Source organism: Rhodococcus sp. NPDC059968 (assembly GCF_042738615.1).
Classification (GTDB): domain Bacteria; phylum Actinomycetota; class Actinomycetes; order Mycobacteriales; family Mycobacteriaceae; genus Rhodococcus_F.
Genome location: NZ_JBHWUE010000003.1, coordinates 172347 through 189846 on the forward strand (window position 1 = coordinate 172347; position 17500 = coordinate 189846).

Below are 17500 nucleotides of genomic sequence, written 5' to 3' on the forward strand. Positions count from 1 at the left end.
ACCGACATGACCGACGCCATCGCGGGCGGCGAATCCCACGCGATCGTCCGCACCGACCGGCCCGAGCGGTACGGCAAACAACTCGTATCTCACCTCGGACGCCGCAACGGCGGCGAGTGGACACCGGACACACGATCCGGCTGGATCGACCTGGCCGGCGGCCGGGCGACGGTGACCGCCGGAGACGGCGAACTACACCTGCACCTCGTCGCCGAATCCGACGAGTTGCCCCGACTGGAAGACGTCGTCGGAAGGCATCTCGTCAGATTCGGCGAACGTGACGGTCTGACAGTCACATGGGAAAGGGGCGGTCAGGTGCCGACGTAGGCCGCGAGGTGCTCGCCGGTGAGCGTGGAGCGGGCGGACACCAGATCGTCCGGCCTGCCCTCGAACACGATCCGGCCGCCGTCGTGGCCGGCGCCCGGGCCGAGGTCGATGATCCAGTCGGCGTGGGCCATGACCGCCTGGTGATGCTCGATGACGATGACCGACTTACCGGAGTCGACGAGCCGGTCGAGCAGTCCGAGCAGCTGTTCGACGTCGGCGAGGTGAAGGCCGGTGGTCGGCTCGTCGAGGACGTAGGTGTCGCCCTTGTCGGCCATGGCGGTGGCCAGCTTCAGCCGCTGCCGTTCGCCGCCGGACAGCGTGGTCAGCGGCTGTCCGAGGCTGAGGTAGCCGAGCCCGACGTCGGCGAGCCGCTGCAGAATCTTGTGAGCCGCCGGGATCCGGGCCTCGCCGGAACCGAAGAACTCCTCGGCCTCGGCCACCGACATCGCGAGGACCTCGCTGATGTCGCGCCCGGCGAGGTGATACTCGAGCACCTCGGCCTGGAACCGCTTCCCCTCGCACTCCTCGCAGGGGGACTCGACGGTGGCCATCACGCCCAGGTCGGTGTAGATGACACCGGCGCCGTTGCACGTGGGGCACGCGCCCTCGGAGTTGGAGCTGAAGAGCGCGGGCTTCACTCCGTTGGCCTTCGCGAACGCCTTGCGGATCGGCTCGAGCAGTCCGGTGTAGGTCGCCGGATTGCTTCGCCGGGAGCCCTTGATCGCGCCCTGGTCGATCGACACCACCCCGTCCCGCCCGGACACCGAACCGTGGATCAGCGAACTCTTGCCCGAGCCCGCCACGCCGGTCACGACCACCAGCATGCCGAGTGGGATGTCGACGTCGACGCGGCGCAGGTTGTGACTGTCTGCGCCACGCACCTCGAGTGCCCCCGACGGTGTGCGCACCGACTGCTTCAGCGACGCGCGGTCGTCCAGATGACGCCCGGTGAGCGTGTCACTGGCCCGCAGACCCTCGACGGTGCCCTCGAACACCACCTGGCCGCCCTCGGTGCCGGCGCGCGGGCCGAGGTCGACGACGTGGTCGGCGATCGCGATCGCCTCCGGCTTGTGCTCCACGACCAGCACCGTGTTGCCCTTGTCGCGCAACTGCAGCAGCAGGCCGTTCATCCTCTGGATGTCGTGCGGGTGCAGGCCGATGGTCGGCTCGTCGAAGACGTAGGTGACGTCGGTGAGCGACGAACCGAGGTGGCGGATCATCTTCGTGCGCTGCGCCTCACCTCCGGACAGGGTGCCCGACGGCCGGTCGAGTGAGAGGTACCCCAACCCGATCTCCGTGAACGAGTCGAGGAGATGCTGCAGCCCGGTGAGCAGCGGGGCCACCGACGGTTCCTTCAGACCGCGGACCCAGTCGGCGAGGTCGCTGATCTGCATCGTGCAGACGTCGGCGATGTTCTTCCCCTTGATCTTCGACGATCGAGCCCCCTCGCTGAGTCGGGTGCCGTCGCAGTCGGGGCAGGTGGCAAACGTGATCGCCCGCTCCACGAACGCGCGGATGTGCGGCTGCATGGCGTCGACGTCCTTGGCCAGGAACGACTTCTGGATCTTCGGGATCAGCCCCTCGTACGTCACGTTGACGCCCTCGACCTTGATCTTGGTCGGCGGCTTGTAGAGCAGGTCCTGCAGCTGCTTCTTGGTGAACTTCGCGATCGGCTTGTCCGGGTCGAAGTAGCCGCAGCCCCGGAAGATGCGGCCGTACCAGCCCTCCATGCTGTAGCCGGGAATCGTGAGCGCGCCCTCGTTGAGCGACTTGCTGTCGTCGTACAGCGCCGTCAGGTCGAAGTCGGTGACCGCGCCCCGGCCCTCGCATCGCGGACACATGCCGCCGGTGATGCTGAAGCTCCGCCGCTCCTTCGTCTCTTGGCCACCGCGCTCGATGGTGACCGCGCCCGCGCCGGAGATCGACGCGACGTTGAAGGAAAACGCCTGGGGTGAGCCGATGTGCGGCTTCCCGAGCCGGCTGAACAGGATGCGCAGCATCGCGTTCGCGTCGGTGGCGGTGCCGACGGTGGAGCGGGGGTTCGAGCCCATCCGCTCCTGGTCGACGATGATCGCCGTCGTCAGCCCGTCGAGTACGTCGACGTCGGGTCGCGCCAGTGACGGCATGAAGCCCTGCACGAAAGCGCTGTAGGTCTCGTTGATCATCCGCTGCGACTCCGCGGCGATCGTGGCGAACACCAGCGAACTCTTGCCCGAGCCGGAGACACCGGTGAACACCGTCAGCCGGCGCTTCGGGAGCTCGACACTGACGTCCTTGAGGTTGTTCTCGCGCGCGCCGTGCACGCGGATGAGATCGTGACTGTCGGCAAGGTGCAGATCCGGCGACTCCGACATTTCCCGTCGCTCCGCTCGCCCCGACACATCCCGTCGCTTCGCTCGCCCCGTCGTGTCCGCCTTCGTGGCCATGCTCATCCTGTCTCCATCTGTTGGGCGGAGCCGCCTTCGCGGTCTCCGTCGGCGTCGATCAGCGCAGTTCCTGGATACGAACCATGTTGCCCGCGGGATCGCGGAAGGCGCAGTCACGGACCCCGTACGGCTGCTCGGTCGGCTCCTGGACGACCTCCGCGGCATCGCTGGCCTGCAGCTTCTCGAAGACACCGTCGAGGTTCCTGGTGGCCAGGTTGATGGCTGCATAGGTGCCCTTGGCCATCATCTCGGCGATGGTGCGGCGCTCGTCGTCGGTGATACCGGGGTCGGCGGCCGGCGGATGCAGGACGATGGACGTGCCGGGCTGGTCGGCCGGGCCGACCGTGATCCAGCGCATCCCGTTGTATCCGACGTCGTTGCGGACCTCGAAGCCGAGAGTGTCGCGATAGAAGGCCAACGCGGCGTCCGGGTCGTCCTGGGGGAGGTAGGTCTGGTGAATTGTGATGTCCATGGAGATCACGATAATTACGAATCAGCGACCTGCGCTTCTCGATTCCTGATCGGTCTGGTGACTTGTTTCGACACGCATGACGGTATGCCCGCCGTCGCGTCCGCTTCCTGGCGTCGGTACGTGCTGGGTGGGACCCCGGTGAGCTCGGTGAAACGCGTGCTGAAGGTGCCCAGCGACGAGCAGCCGACCGCGAAACAGACCTCGGTGACGCTGAGGTCGCCACGACGCAGCAGCGCCATCGCCCGCTCGATGCGGCGCGTCATCAGGTACGAATACGGCGACTCGCCGTACGCGAGCCGGAACTGGCGGCTGAGGTGCCCGGCCGACATGTTCACGCCACGGGCGAGCGACTCGACGTCCAGCGGCTGCGCGTGCTCCCGATCGATCCGGTCACGGACGCGGCGCAGCAGCGCGAGGTCGCGTAGGCGCTGGTTCGCAGCGGTACTGCTCGTCACAAACGAAATCGTGCCACGTCGCACCGACGTTGCCTAGCGCCACTCGCCCGCACTCACGATCCTCACGCCGGATCGGGCGTTGCACCTCGACAGTGGTCGACGAGCGAGACCTGTTCGTCCGGGGCCGGGAGCCGGTCCCGCTCCGCACCGTCCAGGTGGCGAGCTTCCACTGAAGCCAGCTGCTCCCAGTAATTCTCCGAACGCGCCTGCGGAGTTCGCCGAACGTCCATGCGTCGCCCTCCCTGGGTTGCCAGGTCCAGTCGTTGTCCTGGGGCACCCGGGCCGCATCGACCGTCACCGTGTCGCCACGACCCGCCACCCCTCCGCATCGAGTCTTCCCCGCACCTCGGAGCCAAGACAGGGCCGTTCGGCCCTACCGCCACGCGACCGGACGCGGCTGATCGACGGCTGCCGCCCGGATCAGTAATGTTGGATGTCATCCGGCCGTCTCACGCGGCCACGCTTCCGGAGCACCTCGATCACCGAGGAGGAGCGGATGACGGAGATCGATACCTCGCACGAGCAGTGCCTCGTCGACTCTTTGCGTGCACGGGACGAGTCGGCATTCGCCGAATTGGTCGACCTGCACACGCCGATGATGCTGCGCGTGGCGCGAGGGTACGTGGCCAGCACCGAAGTCGCCGAGGACGTCGTCCAGGAAACCTGGATCGCCGTGCTCCAGGGCATCGACCGATTCGAAGGCCGCTCCACGCTCCGTACCTGGCTGTTCCGGATACTCGTCAACATCGCCAAGAAACGGGGAGTGCGGGACCGGCACGATTTCGACGCCGCACTGGCCGCATACACGGGCAGCGCCTCCGTGGATCCGGCCCGGTTCCTGCCGGCATCCTCCCCGGAGGATCCACACCACTGGGCGACTCCGCCTACCAGCTGGCCGGAGACCCCCGAGGGGTCGGTCCTCGGTGCGGAGGTGCTCGACGTCGCAGGCCGCGAACTCGAGCACCTCCCCGACCGCCAGCGGATCGTGGTGGCTCTGCGCGACGTCCTCGGCTACGACGCCGAGGAAGTGTCGGCGATGCTCTCGATCACCCCGGCGAACCAGCGGGTGCTGCTGCATCGGGGCCGCGCACACGTGCGCCAGGCCCTCGAGGATTATCTTGGAACGGGAGCGTGAGACATGGAAGACATGGACTGCCAGGACCTCGTCGAACTCGTCACGGCCTACCTCGAGGATGACATGGATCCCGATGCCCGGGCCCGATTCGACACCCATCTGGGCGAATGCCCTGGATGCGCCACCTATCTCGAGCAGATCGAGCAGACGGTACACACCCTCGGTGCGCTCCCCCCGGACGAGCTCGATCCGGCGTTGCGGGACCGCCTGCTCGCCGCGTTCCGCGACTGGCGGTAGCGGCGGGAAACTCACCAAGACGACCGGCGCACCCACCGCGGCTCGCTGCGGAAGCGGATCGTGACCGTGGTGGTGGCTGCAACCGCACTCGGCGTCCTTCCCGTCGGCGTCGCGGGCGCGGTTGCCCCGGCCGCGACATCCCCGGTGGCAACGACGATCGGACCCGCGATCGGCAGCGCGACCAGCGGCAGGAACGCAGGGCCGGGAACATACCCACCGATCAGGTCCCGATCATCTGGAACGTCCCACTCAACTGAGGTTGCGTACCGATTGAGAGACAGCAACTTTCGCCACACGCCTCGGTTCGCCACCTGCGCGGTGGGTCATCGGCGTGTCCTTCGTTCACCGCTGTGTGTTATTCAAGGCTCATGACTGCGTCGTCGATCGATCCGCCCGTGGGGACCACCCTCTCAGCCATCCGAGCCGTCGCACCCAAGCTGGCTCCGAGCGAGCGTCGCGTGGCGGACGTCTGCGTGGAGCGCCCGCAGGATGTTGCTTGGTGGTCGGCCGCCGACGTCGCGGAACACGCTGAGACGTCGACTGCCACCGTCATCCGTGCGTGCCAGAATCTGGGTTTCAAGGGGTTCCAGCACTTACGGATGTTGCTGCTGAGGGATCTGGGGTCCGCCGATACCGAGTTGGGGGGAACACCCGCCGCCGAAGAGAACGGCACCGGACTGGTGCGGGCTGTGTTCGCCGAACTGGCGACGGATCTCGCCGGCGCCCTGGCACCCCTCGACGAAGACTCGTTCGAGCGGGCGGTGACGGCGCTCGCGGAGGCGGAGCGGGTGCTCGTTGTCGGCAACGGCGGCTCGGGACCGTCGGCGGCGGCCGTGGCCGTGCGGTTCATTCTCAACGGCCGCCACGCCGAAGCACCGACCGACGCCGTGATCCAGCAGTTGACTGCCGGGCGCCTGACGTCCCGTGACGTGTGCCTCGCGGTGAGCGACAGCGGGTTGAACTCGGTCACCCTGCGGCCGCTCGAGGCCGCGCGGGCAGCGGGGGCCACGGTCATCGGCGTCACCAGCTACGCCCGTTCGACCCTCGTGGAGAAATCCGACATCGGACTGGTCATCGGTGGCGGTACGGGACCGTGGGGCGGACTGGGCGCGTCGGCCACGGTGGTGCAGCTCGCGTTCCTCATCAGCCTGCAGATCGCCGTCTGCCGTGCGCGGGGCGGCTCGGCCGAGGCTGCGGCCGAGACGTTCAAACAGATTGTGCCGCTGATCCATCCGTGACGGCATCGAGCTACAGCCGTTGCGCGAAGCATCACCGATGATTGGACCGCCATTCGCCCACCATTAACCTGACCCTGGCTAACTACCGATGTAACGAAATTCCCCGTCTCGCCGAGATTGGGTAACGTCATTTCATCGGGAGAGGCCAATGGGCAGGATTCGGATCGAGAATCTGAGTCGAAAGTTCGCAGATTTCACCGCGGTCGACAACATCGACCTCGACATCCGGGACGGCGATTTCCTGGTCCTCCTCGGGCCCAGCGGGTGCGGAAAGACCACGCTGCTGAGGATGCTCGCGGGCCTGCTCGAGCCGACCAGCGGACGGATCCTGCTCGACGACGACGACATCACCGCGGCGCCCTCCCGGCGCCGGGACGTCGCGATGGTCTTCCAGAGCTACGCGCTCTACCCGCACCTCAGCGTCGCGAAGAACCTCGCCTTTCCGTTGCGCGTGAAGAAGATGCGCAAGTCGGAGGCCGCCGAGCGCGTCGAGGCCGTCGCGCAGCAACTCGACATCGCGCACCTGCTCGGCCGAAAGCCGAAGGAACTGTCCGGTGGCCAGCGGCAACGCGTCGCGGTCGGGCGCGCGATCGTGCGTAATCCGAAGGCGTTCCTGATGGACGAGCCGCTGTCCAACCTCGACGCCAAGCTCAGGACCGCGACGCGGCGCGAGCTCACCGACCTCCATCGCCGGCTCCGGGCCACGTTCGTGTACGTCACCCACGATCAGGTCGAGGCGATGACGATGGCGACGCGGATCGCCCTGCTGAACAACGGCGCACTCGAACAGGTCGGAACACCCGAGGACGTCTACGACCGGCCGGCGTCCGTGTTCGTCGCCGGTTTTCTCGGCAGTCCCGCAATGAACCTGCTCGACGCACGCGTCCGCACCGTGAACGGCACTGTTGTCGCGTCCGCCGAGGGCGCGACCGCACCGCTGTGGCCGGGACACACCGACGGCCGCGACGTCGTCCTGGGCATCCGGCCGGAGCATCTCCGCGTCGCCGACCCTGTGGATCATCAAGGGGTGCGGCTGTCGGTCGACGTCACGTCCGTCGAGAATCTCGGCAGCGAGCAGGTCGCATACTGCGAGGTCGGGGGTGCCACGGTCTGCGTGCGAGCACCGCGACCGATTGCACTGCGCGCCCATCGATCCGCCGTCCTCACCGCGGATCCCGCCCACGTGCACCTCTTCGACCGCGCGACCGGACGTCGCCTGGAATGGGTGGACGTCCCCGAACTCACCGACTTCGACTCCGCGGCCCCCACGGCTGTGGACCACTCTCCCGAAACACTTTCCGCAACAGGAGCAGCGTGATGCGTAGATCGACATTCTCTGCCGTCGTAGTGGCGGCCGTGGCCGCCGCTCTGACTGGCTGTGCCACCGGCGGGGCCGCGCCAGGCACCTCGGGCACCGGCGCACCGGTCCCGGAACTGGGCCCCGACCAGCAGGTCGACATCGTCTTCGAGTCCTACAACCTCCAACAGGCCGGACTCTGGTCGGACACGATCAACGGCCTCGTTACCGACTTCGAGGCGCAGCATCCGAACATCCGCGTGAAGGCCCAGCCGCCGCAGGGCAGCGGCACGGCCGGCGCCGGAACCGCGAGTAGTGTGCAGACGCAGATGCTCGCCGGATCGCCCCCCGACGTAGCCCAATTGACCTTCGACACCCTCGATTTCGCCGTCAACGAACTCGGCGCCCAGTCGCTCGACGGACTGTTCGGCACCGAGGCCGTGGACGCGACGTTCGGTGGCGAGCACCCGTTCCACCCACGGGCCGCGACGCTCGGCGACTGGGACGGCGAGACGTACGGCATCCCGTACGTGTTCTCCACCCCCACCCTCTTCTACAACGCGACCGCGCTCACGAAGGCCGGGTTGCCCGCCGACGCCGACCTGTCGACGTGGCCGAAGGTGGCGGCTGCCGCCAAGGCCGTGACCGCGGCGACCGGCAAGCCGGCGCTGTCCGTGTCGTGCTCGGTCAAGGGCGGCAACTGGTGCATGCAGGCGCTGTTCCGCTCGGCGGGCGGCGATGTGCTGTCGCAGGACCGCAAGACCATCGAATTCGGTGAGCCCGGCGCGGTGTCGGCGGTGACCGCGTTGCGGCAGATGTATGACGACGGTGTTCTCGCCAATCTCGACTCGACCACCCAGTACGAGAGTTTCGCGAAGGGCGACGTGGCGATTCAGCTGCAGACGTCGGCTCTGCAGGGGATGTTCATGAAGTCGGCGGCGACCGGTGGCTGGGACCTGCGTGCCGCACCGATGCCCGCATTCGAGGGGCACGCGGCCGTGCCGACCAACTCGGGATCGGCTCTGTTCACGTTCTCACAGGATCCGGCGAAGCAGCGCGCGTCGTGGGAGTTCATCAAGTTCATGACGAGCGACCATGCGTACACCGAGATCTCCAGCAAGATCGGCTACCTTCCGCTGCGCCCGTCGCTCACCGAGGATCCGTCCTCGTTGAAGGAATGGGCCGACAACAACCCCCTCCTGGCACCCAATCTCGGCCAGCTCGACAAACTCGAGGCCTGGAAGTCCTACCCCGGCAACAGCTATGTGCAGGCCGACGACATCCTCGGCCAGGCGGTGGAGGACGCGGTCTACTACGGCAAGGACCCCGCCGACGCCATGCAGGCGGCGCAGCAGCGCGTGCAGGAACTCATTCAGTAACCAATTCCGAACAGGACGAGAAACCGACACCATGACCAGCACTCTGCCTGCGCCGACGAATCATCGACGCCTGAATCTGACCGGCACCTACAACTTCCGCGATCTCGGCGGGTTCCCCACGGACTCGGGGACCACCAAGTGGAACAAGCTGTTCCGTTCGGACGCGCTTCACCAGCTCGACCAGCCGGCCCGCGACCTGCTCCGGAAGCGGAGACTCGCTCTCGTCATCGACCTCCGCGAACAGCAGGAGCTGGACGACAGCCCGACCGCACTCGACGGCGTCGGACACCGGGTGGAACACCTGCCGGTGTACGAGGGCGAAATCGATCTCGACGGCGCGAACTTCGACCTCGCGGTCGTCTACCGCGACATGGTCGAGAACTACGGACATCGGTTGACCCGCGCCGTCCGCGCCATCGCCGCCTCGGGTGACGACCCGACCGTCGTTCACTGCACCGCGGGAAAGGATCGCACCGGTCTGGTCGTCGCTCTGACACTCGCGGCGGTGGGTGTCGATCAACGGGACATCGTCGCGGACTACGCGATGTCCGAGGTCCTGCTGGCCGGCGACTGGGCGCTCGGCATGGCCGTGAAGATGCGCGCCCGCGGTCTGCCCGACGGCGTTGACGTCGATCACCTGGTCGGCGCCAGCCCTGCCGCGCTGATGCGCACGACCCTCGACTCGATCACCGCCACACACGGCGGCGTCCGCGACTACCTCCTCGGCCACGGCACGACCGAGCGTGAACTCGACGACCTGCGCGGCGCACTCGTCGCCTGACCCCCACTTTCTACAGGAGAAACCTCATGTCCCAGTACGGGGAACCCGACCACTACATCCTGCATGTGAGCGACACCCACTTCGTCACCGACGGCGCCCTGCTCCACGATTCGGTCGACAGCGACGCCAACCTCTCCCGGCTGTTCGAGCGGCTCGAGAAGGCCGGCCGGCCGCCCGAGGCCATCGTGTTCACCGGCGACCTCGCCGACATGGGCGAGCCCGAGGCGTACGTACGCCTGCGCCGGATCGTCGAGCCCGCCGCGGAGCGCCTCGGCGCGAAGGTGATCTGGGTGATGGGCAATCACGACGCCCGGCCCGCCTTCCGGAGCGGCCTGCTCGACGCCGAACCCACCCAGGACTCTGTCGATGCGGTCGTCGATGTCGACGGATTGCGGATCATCGTGCTGGACAGCACGGTTCCGGGGTTCCACCACGGTCTGATCAGCGACGAACAGCTCGCCTGGCTGACGGACGTCCTGGCCGTGCCGGCACCGCACGGCACACTGCTCGCCCTGCACCATCCGCCGGTGCCGGGCCTGCTCGACGCCATCGAGTCGGTAGAGCTGAAGGAACAGCACCGGCTCGAGACGGTGCTCGCGGGCACCGACGTCCGCGGAATTCTCGCCGGACACCTGCACTACTCCACGACGTGCACGTTCGCGGGCATCCCGGTGTCGGTGGCATCGGCGACCTGTTACACACAGGATCTGCTCGTCGACGAGGGCAGCATCCGCGGCCAGGACGGCGCGCAGGGTTTCAACATGGTGCACGTCTACCGCGACCGGGTCCTGCACACGGTGGTCCCGCTCGAGGTTTCCCCAGCGGTGTACGAGATGACTGCGGAGGATATCCGGCAGTCGATCGAGCAGCTCACGGCGCCCGGCGTCTGATGTTCGTCGAAGTTCCGGCCGCAGCCTCGGCCGTCCGCGCCGGCACACCGGCAGTTCCGTCGCCGGCCGGCCGGGTGCGACGCGGTCTCGCGCCGTACCTGTACCTCCTGCCCGCCGTAGTCCTGCTGATCGTGTGGATCTACAAGCCGCTCGGAGAGACCATCGGCCTGTCGTTCTACAAGTGGAACATGGTGCCCACCAGCCCGAAGGTTCCGGTGGGAATGGACAACTACGTTCGCGTACTGTCGCTGCCCGAACTCCATCAGGCACTGCGGAACACGATTGTGTACGTCCTCGCGTTCATGGTGTTCTCGTTGCTGCTGCCGATGGTCGTCGCGCTGCTGTCGAACCGGGTGGCCGGACGCTGGAAGACGCTCTACCAGGCCCTGATCTTCGTCCCGTTCCTCATCACCCCGGTGGCAGGCAGTGCGATCTGGCGGTGGCTGTTCAATCCCGAGGGCGGCACGATCCCCCGGGCGGCCGCAACCCTGGGTTTCGAGTTGGGCAACGTCTTTCGAGAACCCGGCCTCGCGATGCTCGGTGTCGTGCTGATCGTCGGGTGGCAGATGCTCGGCTTCGGTGTGCTCGTCATCTCCGCCGGACTGGCCGGAATCAATCCCGACTACGCGTCGGCGGCGGCCCTCGACGGCGCGTCACAGGCGACCATCACCCGCAAGATCACCCTGCCGCTGCTGTCCCCGACGCTCGTGTTCCTCGGCCTCATGACGATCCTGCTGGGCGCGCAGTGGGCGTACCCGATCATCGACATCGTCACGCAGGGCGGCCCGAGCGGCGCCTCCACCAACATCTACTACCTGCTGTACCAGTTCGGATTCCAGAATTTCGACGCAGGATTGTCGGCTGCCGCGGGAACCCTGTTCTTTCTGGGCTTCGGACTGATCGCCGTCGTGTTCGTTCGTGTGTCGGACCGACTGAGCTTCTACGATAACTAGGACACCCCATGGCATTTGCACTTGTCGATGCACCGGCCCGATCGACCACCGTCGCTGCCCCGGCCCGCGATCCCGGCGACGCCCCGGTGGCCACCCGTTCCCGCAGCCGGGTGGCGACCGGGCACGTGGTTCTCGCCGCCGTCACCGTGTTCAGTATCTTCCCGGTGTACTGGATGTTCGCCACCGCATTCCGTCGTCCCGAGGACTCCTTGTCCGTCAGCCCGGTGCCGTCTCCCTTCAGTCTGGACAACTTCCGCTACGTGTGGGAGACCATTCCGATGGCGTCGATGCTCGTCAACACGTTCGTCATGGCACTGGCGATGTCCGTCAGCCAGCTTCTGGTCGCGATCCCGGCCGCCTACGCGTTCGCGCGGTGGACGTTCTTCGGGAAGCAGGTGCTGTTTCTGCTGTTCGTCGGATCGTGGCTGGTGCCGTTCCAGGTCACCATGATTCCGAACTACCTCCTCATCTCTCAGATGGGCCTGCTGAATACCGTTGCCGGGATCGTGATCCCGAATCTGTGCTCGGCGTTCGGTGTTCTGCTGATGCGCCAGCACATGGAGGCGTTTCCGCGAGAATTGCTGGATGCCTCCCACATCGACGGCCAGAACTCGTGGGCAACCCTGTGGAAGGTGGTGCTGCCCAACATGAGACCGGCGCTCGCGGCGCTGGGCATCATGCTGTTCATCTCGGCATGGAACGAGTACCTGTGGCCGTCGCTGATCATGCGCCAGTCGAATGCGGTCGTCCAGATCGGAATTCGCGGCTTCCTCGGCGCAGAAGGCAACAACTGGGGTGCTGTGATGGCGGCGTCGGGCCTCGCGTGCCTGCCCATCTTTCTGATCTACCTGTTCCTGCAGCGCTACGTGCGCGACGCATTCGTCCGGTCCGGCCTCAAATGACGTTCGGCCGGCCACAACCCGAAGGAGCTCCGATGAAGATCGTCCAGATCAGTGACACGCACCTGTCCGCCCGCGGAGGACGCACACAGCAGAACTTCGAACGCGTCGTCGACTACGTGAACAATCAGGTCCGTCCCGATCTCATCGTGCACTCCGGCGACATCGTGATCATCCACCCCGACGATGCCGACGACCGTGCGCACGCCCACACGTTGATGCAGCGGTTCACCGCTCCGGTGCTCGTCGTGCCCGGCAATCACGACGTCGGGGAGCCGGGCTCCGCGCCGTGGAAGGGTATCGGCGTAACCGATAGGCGGGTCGCCGCCTTCGAGACGGCGTGGGGTCCCGATCACTGGCGCCACGACGTCGACGACTGGACGGTGCTCGGGCTGAACAGCGAGCTCTTCGGTTCCGGTCTCGACCGGGAGACCAGCCAGTGGGCCTGGGTCGAGGACGTCGCCGAGAACGTTCCCGACTCGCAGCGGGTGATCGTGTTCCTGCACAAGCCGGTCTGGAAAGCACTGGACGAACCGGTCGGGCATGCCGTCGACATCGGGGAATCCCGTACCCGGCTGCTCACGGCTCTCGGGAAGATGTCACTTGCCGCCGTCGGCAGTGGGCACCTGCACTGCTACCGGCAGACCGTCCGCGACGGGGTGCTCGAGGTCTGGGCGCCGTCCACCGGATTCGTGGCCGGCGAGGGTGACGCCGTTCCCGGGCCGCTCCATCAACTCGGCATCGTCGAGTACGACTGCACCGGCGGGGTCGTGCGCGCGGGCTACCGATCCGTGCCGGGCCTCGAAGACGTGACGGCGACCGCCGTGCCCGAGGTGACCGAGGCCATCGATGCGCTGGGGCCCAGCCCGGTCGGGTGACGTCGATTCGAGCTGTTACGAGCCGACGTCGGTAACAACTTGCCCCGCTTCCTCGGCGTTCACTGCCCTGTCCCGCGTCCGGGGCGGGGCAGGGTCGTCGTGAAGGCTGGACAGTCCGGTGACGAATCCCCGGGCATCCAACAGGCGCCCGAGGTGTACTGCCGGTCGTATGACGACGGCGCGATCGGCGATGCGGGCTCCCGCGAGGACCTTCTCGAGCAAGGCTTCGAATCGGTTGACGTCGGCAAGGTCACGAATCCATAGGGTCATGACGAGGTTGTAGCGGCTCGCGGTGGTGACCGCGAGCCGGACTTCCGCGAGCCGCGACAGCGTCGATCGAAGCCGATCGATCGACGACGCAGGCACTTGCACGAAGTACCAGGCGTTGATCGGCCACCCGGTGTAGCTGCGGGCGACATCCGTCCGTAGTACGAGGTCACCCGAGTGACGGAGTGTCGCAATGGCATCGGCAACTCGCTGATTGCTGACGCCCGCCTGCGCGGCGATGTCACCGGTAGGTGTTCGTCCGTCGCGGTACAACTCGCGGACGATCACCGCCTCGAGGTCGGCGGGAACCTGCCGTGCTGCACGTGGCCGGGGCGCCTTGGCCCGGGGAACCCGCCGAGCCTCCGACTCGGAGAGGGCGTTCAACCTCCAGTCGCTGCCCTCCACGAGAACCTCGGTCACCAGGTGCGTGCGAGCGTGGGTGATCAGACGCTGATCACCCAGACGATCGATCACGAACGCCGACAGCGACTCGAGGTCGGCTGCCGCGACCACGGCGACGAGATCGCGCCCACCGGACGTGTGATCGATGGTGCGCACAATCTCTTCGTCGGCGAGCAGACTCGCAGTCTCGGCGGCTTTCCCCTGCGCACATTCGATCTCGACGATGGCCACTGCGGGGAAGTAGCGACGTTGCCCAGTAATCCACGCAAGCCCCTCATCGGTGATCCTGGCCCATCGCCGGGCGAGCCCGACGGGATCGGTGGCGAGAGCCCGGCCCAGTTCGGTCCACGATGCTCGCGGCTCGAGTTGCAGAGCGTGAATCAGCCGTAGATCGGAGTCTCTGCGCAGAGAATCCGGTTTCGAGGAGGCCACTTTGCATCGTTTCCTGACATTTAACTTATCGGATTTCAACCGGACTGAGGATACGACCACCACACAGATTTCGCTGGAGGAACATATGAGCACTACGCCGCACACCGGCGCGAGGCGGGCCACCGGAACCTCCGCGGCCGTCGGCTTCCTGATCGTCATGGAGTTCGGAAGCGGTCTGTTGCAGGGGTGGTATCCACCGCTTCTCACAAGCATCGGACAACACCACGGGACCTCGGCAGCAGCGCTGAACTGGGTGAATGCGATATTCCTACTCGCATCGGTGGCCTGCGTGCCGATCATCGCCAAGCTCGGTGACATGTACGGCCATCGCAGGATGCTCGTGGCGTCCGCGGCGGCAGTGGCCGTGGGATCCTTCGTCGTCGCGTTCGCCCCGTCGTTCGCCGTCCTTCTCGTGGGCCGTGCCCTGCAGGCCCCGTTGATCGCTTTCCTGCCGTTGGAATTCGCCATCGTCCGGCACCGGGATCCCGACCGGGCGGGGCGCAATATCGGTCGTCTGATCGGGGCACTCACCGGCGGCGTCATCGTCGGCGGATTCCTCGCGGGCTGGTTCATGACCCGCATCGAGAACCTGACCGTCGTGCTGTTGGTTCCCGGGATCATGTTGGCGATCTGCGTTCCCGTCGCCCACTTCCTCGTTCGTGAGACGACCGTACGCAAGGAGGGGCGCATCGATTGGGCAGGGGCGGCTCTCCTGTCGTCCGGCCTGCTCATGGTGATGGGGGGCGTATCCAACGGCAACGCGATCGGGTGGGCAAGCCCGCTGATCGTCGCTCTCGTCGCCGCAGGTGCGGTCGCGTTGGCGGCGTTCGTGGTGGTCGAGAATCGAGTGACCAACCCCCTCATCGACTTCCGCGTCCTGAAGCGGGGCCGTCTCGTGCTCCCGATGCTCATCGCTGCACTGCTCGGAGCTCAGTCGTTCGGTTCCCAGGCGCCCATCTCGTTGTTCTCGCGAGCCGATCCGAATGCGTACGGGTACGGCCTCGGTGTGACAGCCACGGTCGCGGGTCTCCTCCTGTCGATCACTGCCACCGGAGCATTCATCGCCTCGACGATCAGCGACCGGATCGCGCGCACGCTGACACCACGCTTCGCCGTCGTGTTCGGGGCACTCGTCAGCGCCGCCGGATACGTGGCGATGCTTGTCGCGCACGGAAGTGTGGTCACCTTCTCGATCTGGCTGTTCTTGTTGGGCTTCGGCGTCGGAATACTCGCGGGTGTGGTGCCGGCGATCATCGTCAATCGCGCTCCCGAGGATTCGGTCGGTATCGCCTCCGGCCTCTACAACAGCTCCCGAACCGGAGCGGGATCGGTCGCCGGGGCAATGTTCGCCCTCCTCATGTCATCTCTGGTCACCTCGGTGACCGTGGGCGAGAAGACGAGCTCGATTTCGTCGTTCACCTCCTACGCGACAGTCTGGGCGATCTGTGCGGCCCTCTGCATCGCCATCGCTGTCCTGGCCCCGTTCCTCGGTTCTCGTCACCCGCGGATCGCTTCCGAGGTCCCCGCGCCGACTGTCGGCGAAAACGAACCGGCTCGCGCCTGATCACGTCATTCAATCGAAAGGAATTACCTGTGCACGACACCGCAATTGCCGGACACCCGACGAGCATCGCCGAACTTAACGAGGCATTCGGCAACGGATCGCTCACGCCGCTCGACGCACTGGAATCGACCATTGAGCGGATCGCAGCGAAGGATGATACGCACCGCGCGATCTACGTGATCGACGCCAACGAAGCTCGTGAGTCCGCGCGGCGCAGCGGCGAGAGGTGGCGCAGCGGCACCGCACTCGGCCCCCTGGACGGCGTGCCGGTCACCATCAAGGAAAACACCGCGAAGATCGGTCTGCCGCAGTCGTACGGAACCGCCGCACGCGAACCCGTGATCGCAACGGAGAACTCACCCGTCGTCGACCGTCTGCAGGAGGCGGGCGCCCTGGTGGTCGCCAGCACCAGCATGCCCGATTTCAGCGGGCTGGGCTCCGGGGTGTCGTCCCGTCACGGCATCGCACGCAACGCCTGGAATCTCGCCTGGAACACGGGCGGCTCGTCATCCGGCGCGGCCGTCGCTGCCTCCCTCGGGTACGCGCCGGTCAACATCGGAACCGACATCGGTGGGTCGATCCGCATACCCGCGGCGATGAACGCGGCGTTCGGGTTCAAGCCGTCCTACGGGCGGGTGCCGATCAACGACACCTACCTCGGCCGCTGCGCGGGTCCGATCACCCGCACGGTGCGCGACGCCGCCCTCACGATGGCTCTCCTCGCTCGCCCTGATGCACGCGACCACAGCGCGCTCCCCGACGAATCGATCGAGTGGACCGACCTCGACATCGACATCCGCGGGCTGCGCATCGGCGTCAATTTCGCTCCGGTGGACGGTAAGACCGCCGATCCCGAGATCGTCGCGGCGATCCGTCGGGCGGTCGCGGTGTTCGAAGCCGCCGGTGCCCGGGTGGAGATCGTCGAGCCCTACCTGTCCCGGGACTACCTGACCACTGGATTCATTCCCTTTTTCACCGCGCATCTGTGGGCGCAGATGAACGACAAGAACATCGTCGACGACCTCTCCAAGGCGAATCAGGAGATGGTGGCGGCGGTGTCGAGCATCGGCTCGCTTTCCTCCCTCGAGCTCATGCAGGCCTACGACTCGATCGGGCCGTTCGTTCAAGAAACCGTGGATATGCTGCGCCGCTACGACGCGGTCCTGTCCCCCACCTCCGGCATCCTCGCCGGGCCGGCCGAAAGCCCCATGATCCACGAGTTCGCGGGCTCGGCCAACTTCACGTCCGCATTCAACGCCGCGGGCACCCCCGCGGCCTCGATCAACTGCGGATTCTCCAAGGACGGAAGGCCGATCGGCCTGCAGATCGCCGCAGATCGCCGGCAGGACCTGACCGTCCTCCAGGTCGCCGCCTGGTACGAGGCACATCGGGGTCCCGCGGCAACTCCGCGGTGGAGCTCCCTCGACTGACCATCCCATCACCATCTCATTCGACGGATAGGAAAGAC

General features: G+C 66.6%; 18 protein-coding genes. 13 read left to right on the forward strand and 5 right to left on the reverse strand.

Annotation, left to right across the window (positions count from 1 at the left end):
• Window positions 1–6: 6 nt before the first annotated feature.
• The gene (locus tag ACFWAY_RS04955; protein WP_378453038.1) at window positions 7–327 is read left to right on the forward strand and encodes a DUF2218 domain-containing protein; all 321 of its coding nucleotides are present in this window, start codon (window positions 7–9) and stop codon (window positions 325–327) included.
• Here ACFWAY_RS04955 and ACFWAY_RS04960 read toward each other — a convergent pair.
• The 4 genes from ACFWAY_RS04960 to ACFWAY_RS04975 form a co-directional block, all read right to left on the reverse strand.
• Window positions 312–2759, reverse strand: a complete 2448-nt coding sequence (locus ACFWAY_RS04960) for an ATP-binding cassette domain-containing protein (protein ID WP_378509976.1) — start codon at window positions 2757–2759, stop codon at window positions 312–314. The two genes, ACFWAY_RS04955 and ACFWAY_RS04960, sit on opposite strands and share 16 nt — an antisense overlap.
• Before the next feature lie 52 nt (window positions 2760–2811).
• Window positions 2812–3225, reverse strand: a complete 414-nt coding sequence (locus tag ACFWAY_RS04965; RefSeq protein WP_378509977.1) for a VOC family protein — start codon at window positions 3223–3225, stop codon at window positions 2812–2814.
• 14 nt (window positions 3226–3239) lie between these two features.
• Window positions 3240–3680 (reverse strand): helix-turn-helix transcriptional regulator, encoded by a 441-nt coding sequence (locus tag ACFWAY_RS04970; protein ID WP_378453035.1) that lies wholly within the window; start codon window positions 3678–3680, stop codon window positions 3240–3242.
• A 62-nt stretch (window positions 3681–3742) separates the two neighbouring features.
• Window positions 3743–3910, reverse strand: a complete 168-nt coding sequence (locus ACFWAY_RS04975; protein WP_378453034.1) for a hypothetical protein — start codon at window positions 3908–3910, stop codon at window positions 3743–3745.
• A 203-nt stretch (window positions 3911–4113) separates the two neighbouring features.
• On the opposite strand from ACFWAY_RS04975, the gene ACFWAY_RS04980 reads away from it, so the two are divergent.
• From ACFWAY_RS04980 to ACFWAY_RS05025, 10 genes are all read left to right on the forward strand, one after another.
• Entirely contained in the window at window positions 4114–4815 is a 702-nt protein-coding gene (locus ACFWAY_RS04980; RefSeq protein WP_378509978.1) for an RNA polymerase sigma factor, read from the forward strand.
• Between the two features lie 12 nt (window positions 4816–4827).
• Complete coding sequence (locus ACFWAY_RS04985) at window positions 4828–5052, forward strand: anti-sigma factor family protein (protein WP_378453092.1); 225 nt, start codon at window positions 4828–4830, stop codon at window positions 5050–5052.
• Between the two features lie 368 nt (window positions 5053–5420).
• Complete coding sequence (locus ACFWAY_RS04990) at window positions 5421–6290, forward strand: MurR/RpiR family transcriptional regulator (protein WP_378453032.1); 870 nt, start codon at window positions 5421–5423, stop codon at window positions 6288–6290.
• A gap of 148 nt (window positions 6291–6438) precedes the next feature.
• Window positions 6439–7608 (forward strand): ABC transporter ATP-binding protein, encoded by a 1170-nt coding sequence (locus ACFWAY_RS04995; RefSeq protein ID WP_378509979.1) that lies wholly within the window; start codon window positions 6439–6441, stop codon window positions 7606–7608.
• On the forward strand, window positions 7608–8966 hold the full coding sequence (locus ACFWAY_RS05000) for an extracellular solute-binding protein (RefSeq protein ID WP_378453030.1): 1359 nt from the start codon (window positions 7608–7610) through the stop codon (window positions 8964–8966). The genes ACFWAY_RS04995 and ACFWAY_RS05000 overlap by 1 nt, the downstream gene beginning before the upstream one ends.
• 31 nt (window positions 8967–8997) lie before the next feature.
• The gene (locus ACFWAY_RS05005; RefSeq protein ID WP_378453029.1) at window positions 8998–9747 is read left to right on the forward strand and encodes a tyrosine-protein phosphatase; all 750 of its coding nucleotides are present in this window, start codon (window positions 8998–9000) and stop codon (window positions 9745–9747) included.
• A 26-nt stretch (window positions 9748–9773) separates the two neighbouring features.
• Window positions 9774–10637, forward strand: a complete 864-nt coding sequence (locus tag ACFWAY_RS05010) for a phosphodiesterase (protein ID WP_378509980.1) — start codon at window positions 9774–9776, stop codon at window positions 10635–10637.
• Window positions 10637–11590, forward strand: a complete 954-nt coding sequence (locus ACFWAY_RS05015; RefSeq protein ID WP_378453027.1) for a carbohydrate ABC transporter permease — start codon at window positions 10637–10639, stop codon at window positions 11588–11590. The genes ACFWAY_RS05010 and ACFWAY_RS05015 overlap by 1 nt, the downstream gene beginning before the upstream one ends.
• Window positions 11591–11598: 8 nt before the next feature.
• Complete coding sequence (locus ACFWAY_RS05020) at window positions 11599–12492, forward strand: carbohydrate ABC transporter permease (RefSeq protein WP_378509981.1); 894 nt, start codon at window positions 11599–11601, stop codon at window positions 12490–12492.
• A 32-nt stretch (window positions 12493–12524) separates the two neighbouring features.
• Entirely contained in the window at window positions 12525–13367 is an 843-nt protein-coding gene (locus tag ACFWAY_RS05025; RefSeq protein ID WP_378509982.1) for a metallophosphoesterase family protein, read from the forward strand.
• 15 nt (window positions 13368–13382) lie between these two features.
• Here the strand turns inward: ACFWAY_RS05025 and ACFWAY_RS05030 are convergent, their stop codons facing one another.
• Window positions 13383–14468 (reverse strand): Lrp/AsnC family transcriptional regulator, encoded by a 1086-nt coding sequence (locus tag ACFWAY_RS05030; RefSeq protein WP_378453024.1) that lies wholly within the window; start codon window positions 14466–14468, stop codon window positions 13383–13385.
• 85 nt (window positions 14469–14553) lie between these two features.
• Between ACFWAY_RS05030 and ACFWAY_RS05035 the strand changes: the two genes are divergently transcribed.
• Together ACFWAY_RS05035 and ACFWAY_RS05040 are read left to right on the forward strand one after the other, a co-directional pair.
• Complete coding sequence (locus tag ACFWAY_RS05035; protein ID WP_378509983.1) at window positions 14554–16032, forward strand: MFS transporter; 1479 nt, start codon at window positions 14554–14556, stop codon at window positions 16030–16032.
• A 29-nt stretch (window positions 16033–16061) separates the two neighbouring features.
• Window positions 16062–17462, forward strand: coding sequence for an amidase (locus ACFWAY_RS05040; protein ID WP_378509984.1), 1401 nt, complete (start codon window positions 16062–16064; stop codon window positions 17460–17462).
• Window positions 17463–17500 lie beyond the last annotated feature (38 nt).

Excerpts from the sequence above, each read along its gene's own strand:
- ACFWAY_RS04975 (WP_378453034.1), bottom strand. The coding sequence starts at position 3,910 with ATGGACGTTCGGCGAACTCCGCAGGCGCGTTCGGAGAATTACTGGGAG.
- ACFWAY_RS05015 (WP_378453027.1), top strand. The coding sequence starts at position 10,637 with ATGTTCGTCGAAGTTCCGGCCGCAGCCTCGGCCGTCCGCGCCGGCACA.
- ACFWAY_RS05020 (WP_378509981.1), top strand. The coding sequence starts at position 11,599 with ATGGCATTTGCACTTGTCGATGCACCGGCCCGATCGACCACCGTCGCT.
- ACFWAY_RS04965 (WP_378509977.1), bottom strand. The coding sequence starts at position 3,225 with ATGGACATCACAATTCACCAGACCTACCTCCCCCAGGACGACCCGGAC.
- ACFWAY_RS05005 (WP_378453029.1), top strand. The coding sequence starts at position 8,998 with ATGACCAGCACTCTGCCTGCGCCGACGAATCATCGACGCCTGAATCTG.
- ACFWAY_RS05010 (WP_378509980.1), top strand. The coding sequence starts at position 9,774 with ATGTCCCAGTACGGGGAACCCGACCACTACATCCTGCATGTGAGCGAC.
- ACFWAY_RS04985 (WP_378453092.1), top strand. The coding sequence starts at position 4,828 with ATGGACTGCCAGGACCTCGTCGAACTCGTCACGGCCTACCTCGAGGAT.
- ACFWAY_RS04995 (WP_378509979.1), top strand. The coding sequence starts at position 6,439 with ATGGGCAGGATTCGGATCGAGAATCTGAGTCGAAAGTTCGCAGATTTC.
- ACFWAY_RS05035 (WP_378509983.1), top strand. The coding sequence starts at position 14,554 with ATGAGCACTACGCCGCACACCGGCGCGAGGCGGGCCACCGGAACCTCC.
- ACFWAY_RS04955 (WP_378453038.1), top strand. The coding sequence starts at position 7 with ATGACCGACGCCATCGCGGGCGGCGAATCCCACGCGATCGTCCGCACC.
- ACFWAY_RS04960 (WP_378509976.1), bottom strand. The coding sequence starts at position 2,759 with ATGAGCATGGCCACGAAGGCGGACACGACGGGGCGAGCGAAGCGACGG.
- ACFWAY_RS04980 (WP_378509978.1), top strand. The coding sequence starts at position 4,114 with ATGTCATCCGGCCGTCTCACGCGGCCACGCTTCCGGAGCACCTCGATC.
- ACFWAY_RS05025 (WP_378509982.1), top strand. The coding sequence starts at position 12,525 with ATGAAGATCGTCCAGATCAGTGACACGCACCTGTCCGCCCGCGGAGGA.
- ACFWAY_RS05000 (WP_378453030.1), top strand. The coding sequence starts at position 7,608 with ATGCGTAGATCGACATTCTCTGCCGTCGTAGTGGCGGCCGTGGCCGCC.
- ACFWAY_RS04990 (WP_378453032.1), top strand. The coding sequence starts at position 5,421 with ATGACTGCGTCGTCGATCGATCCGCCCGTGGGGACCACCCTCTCAGCC.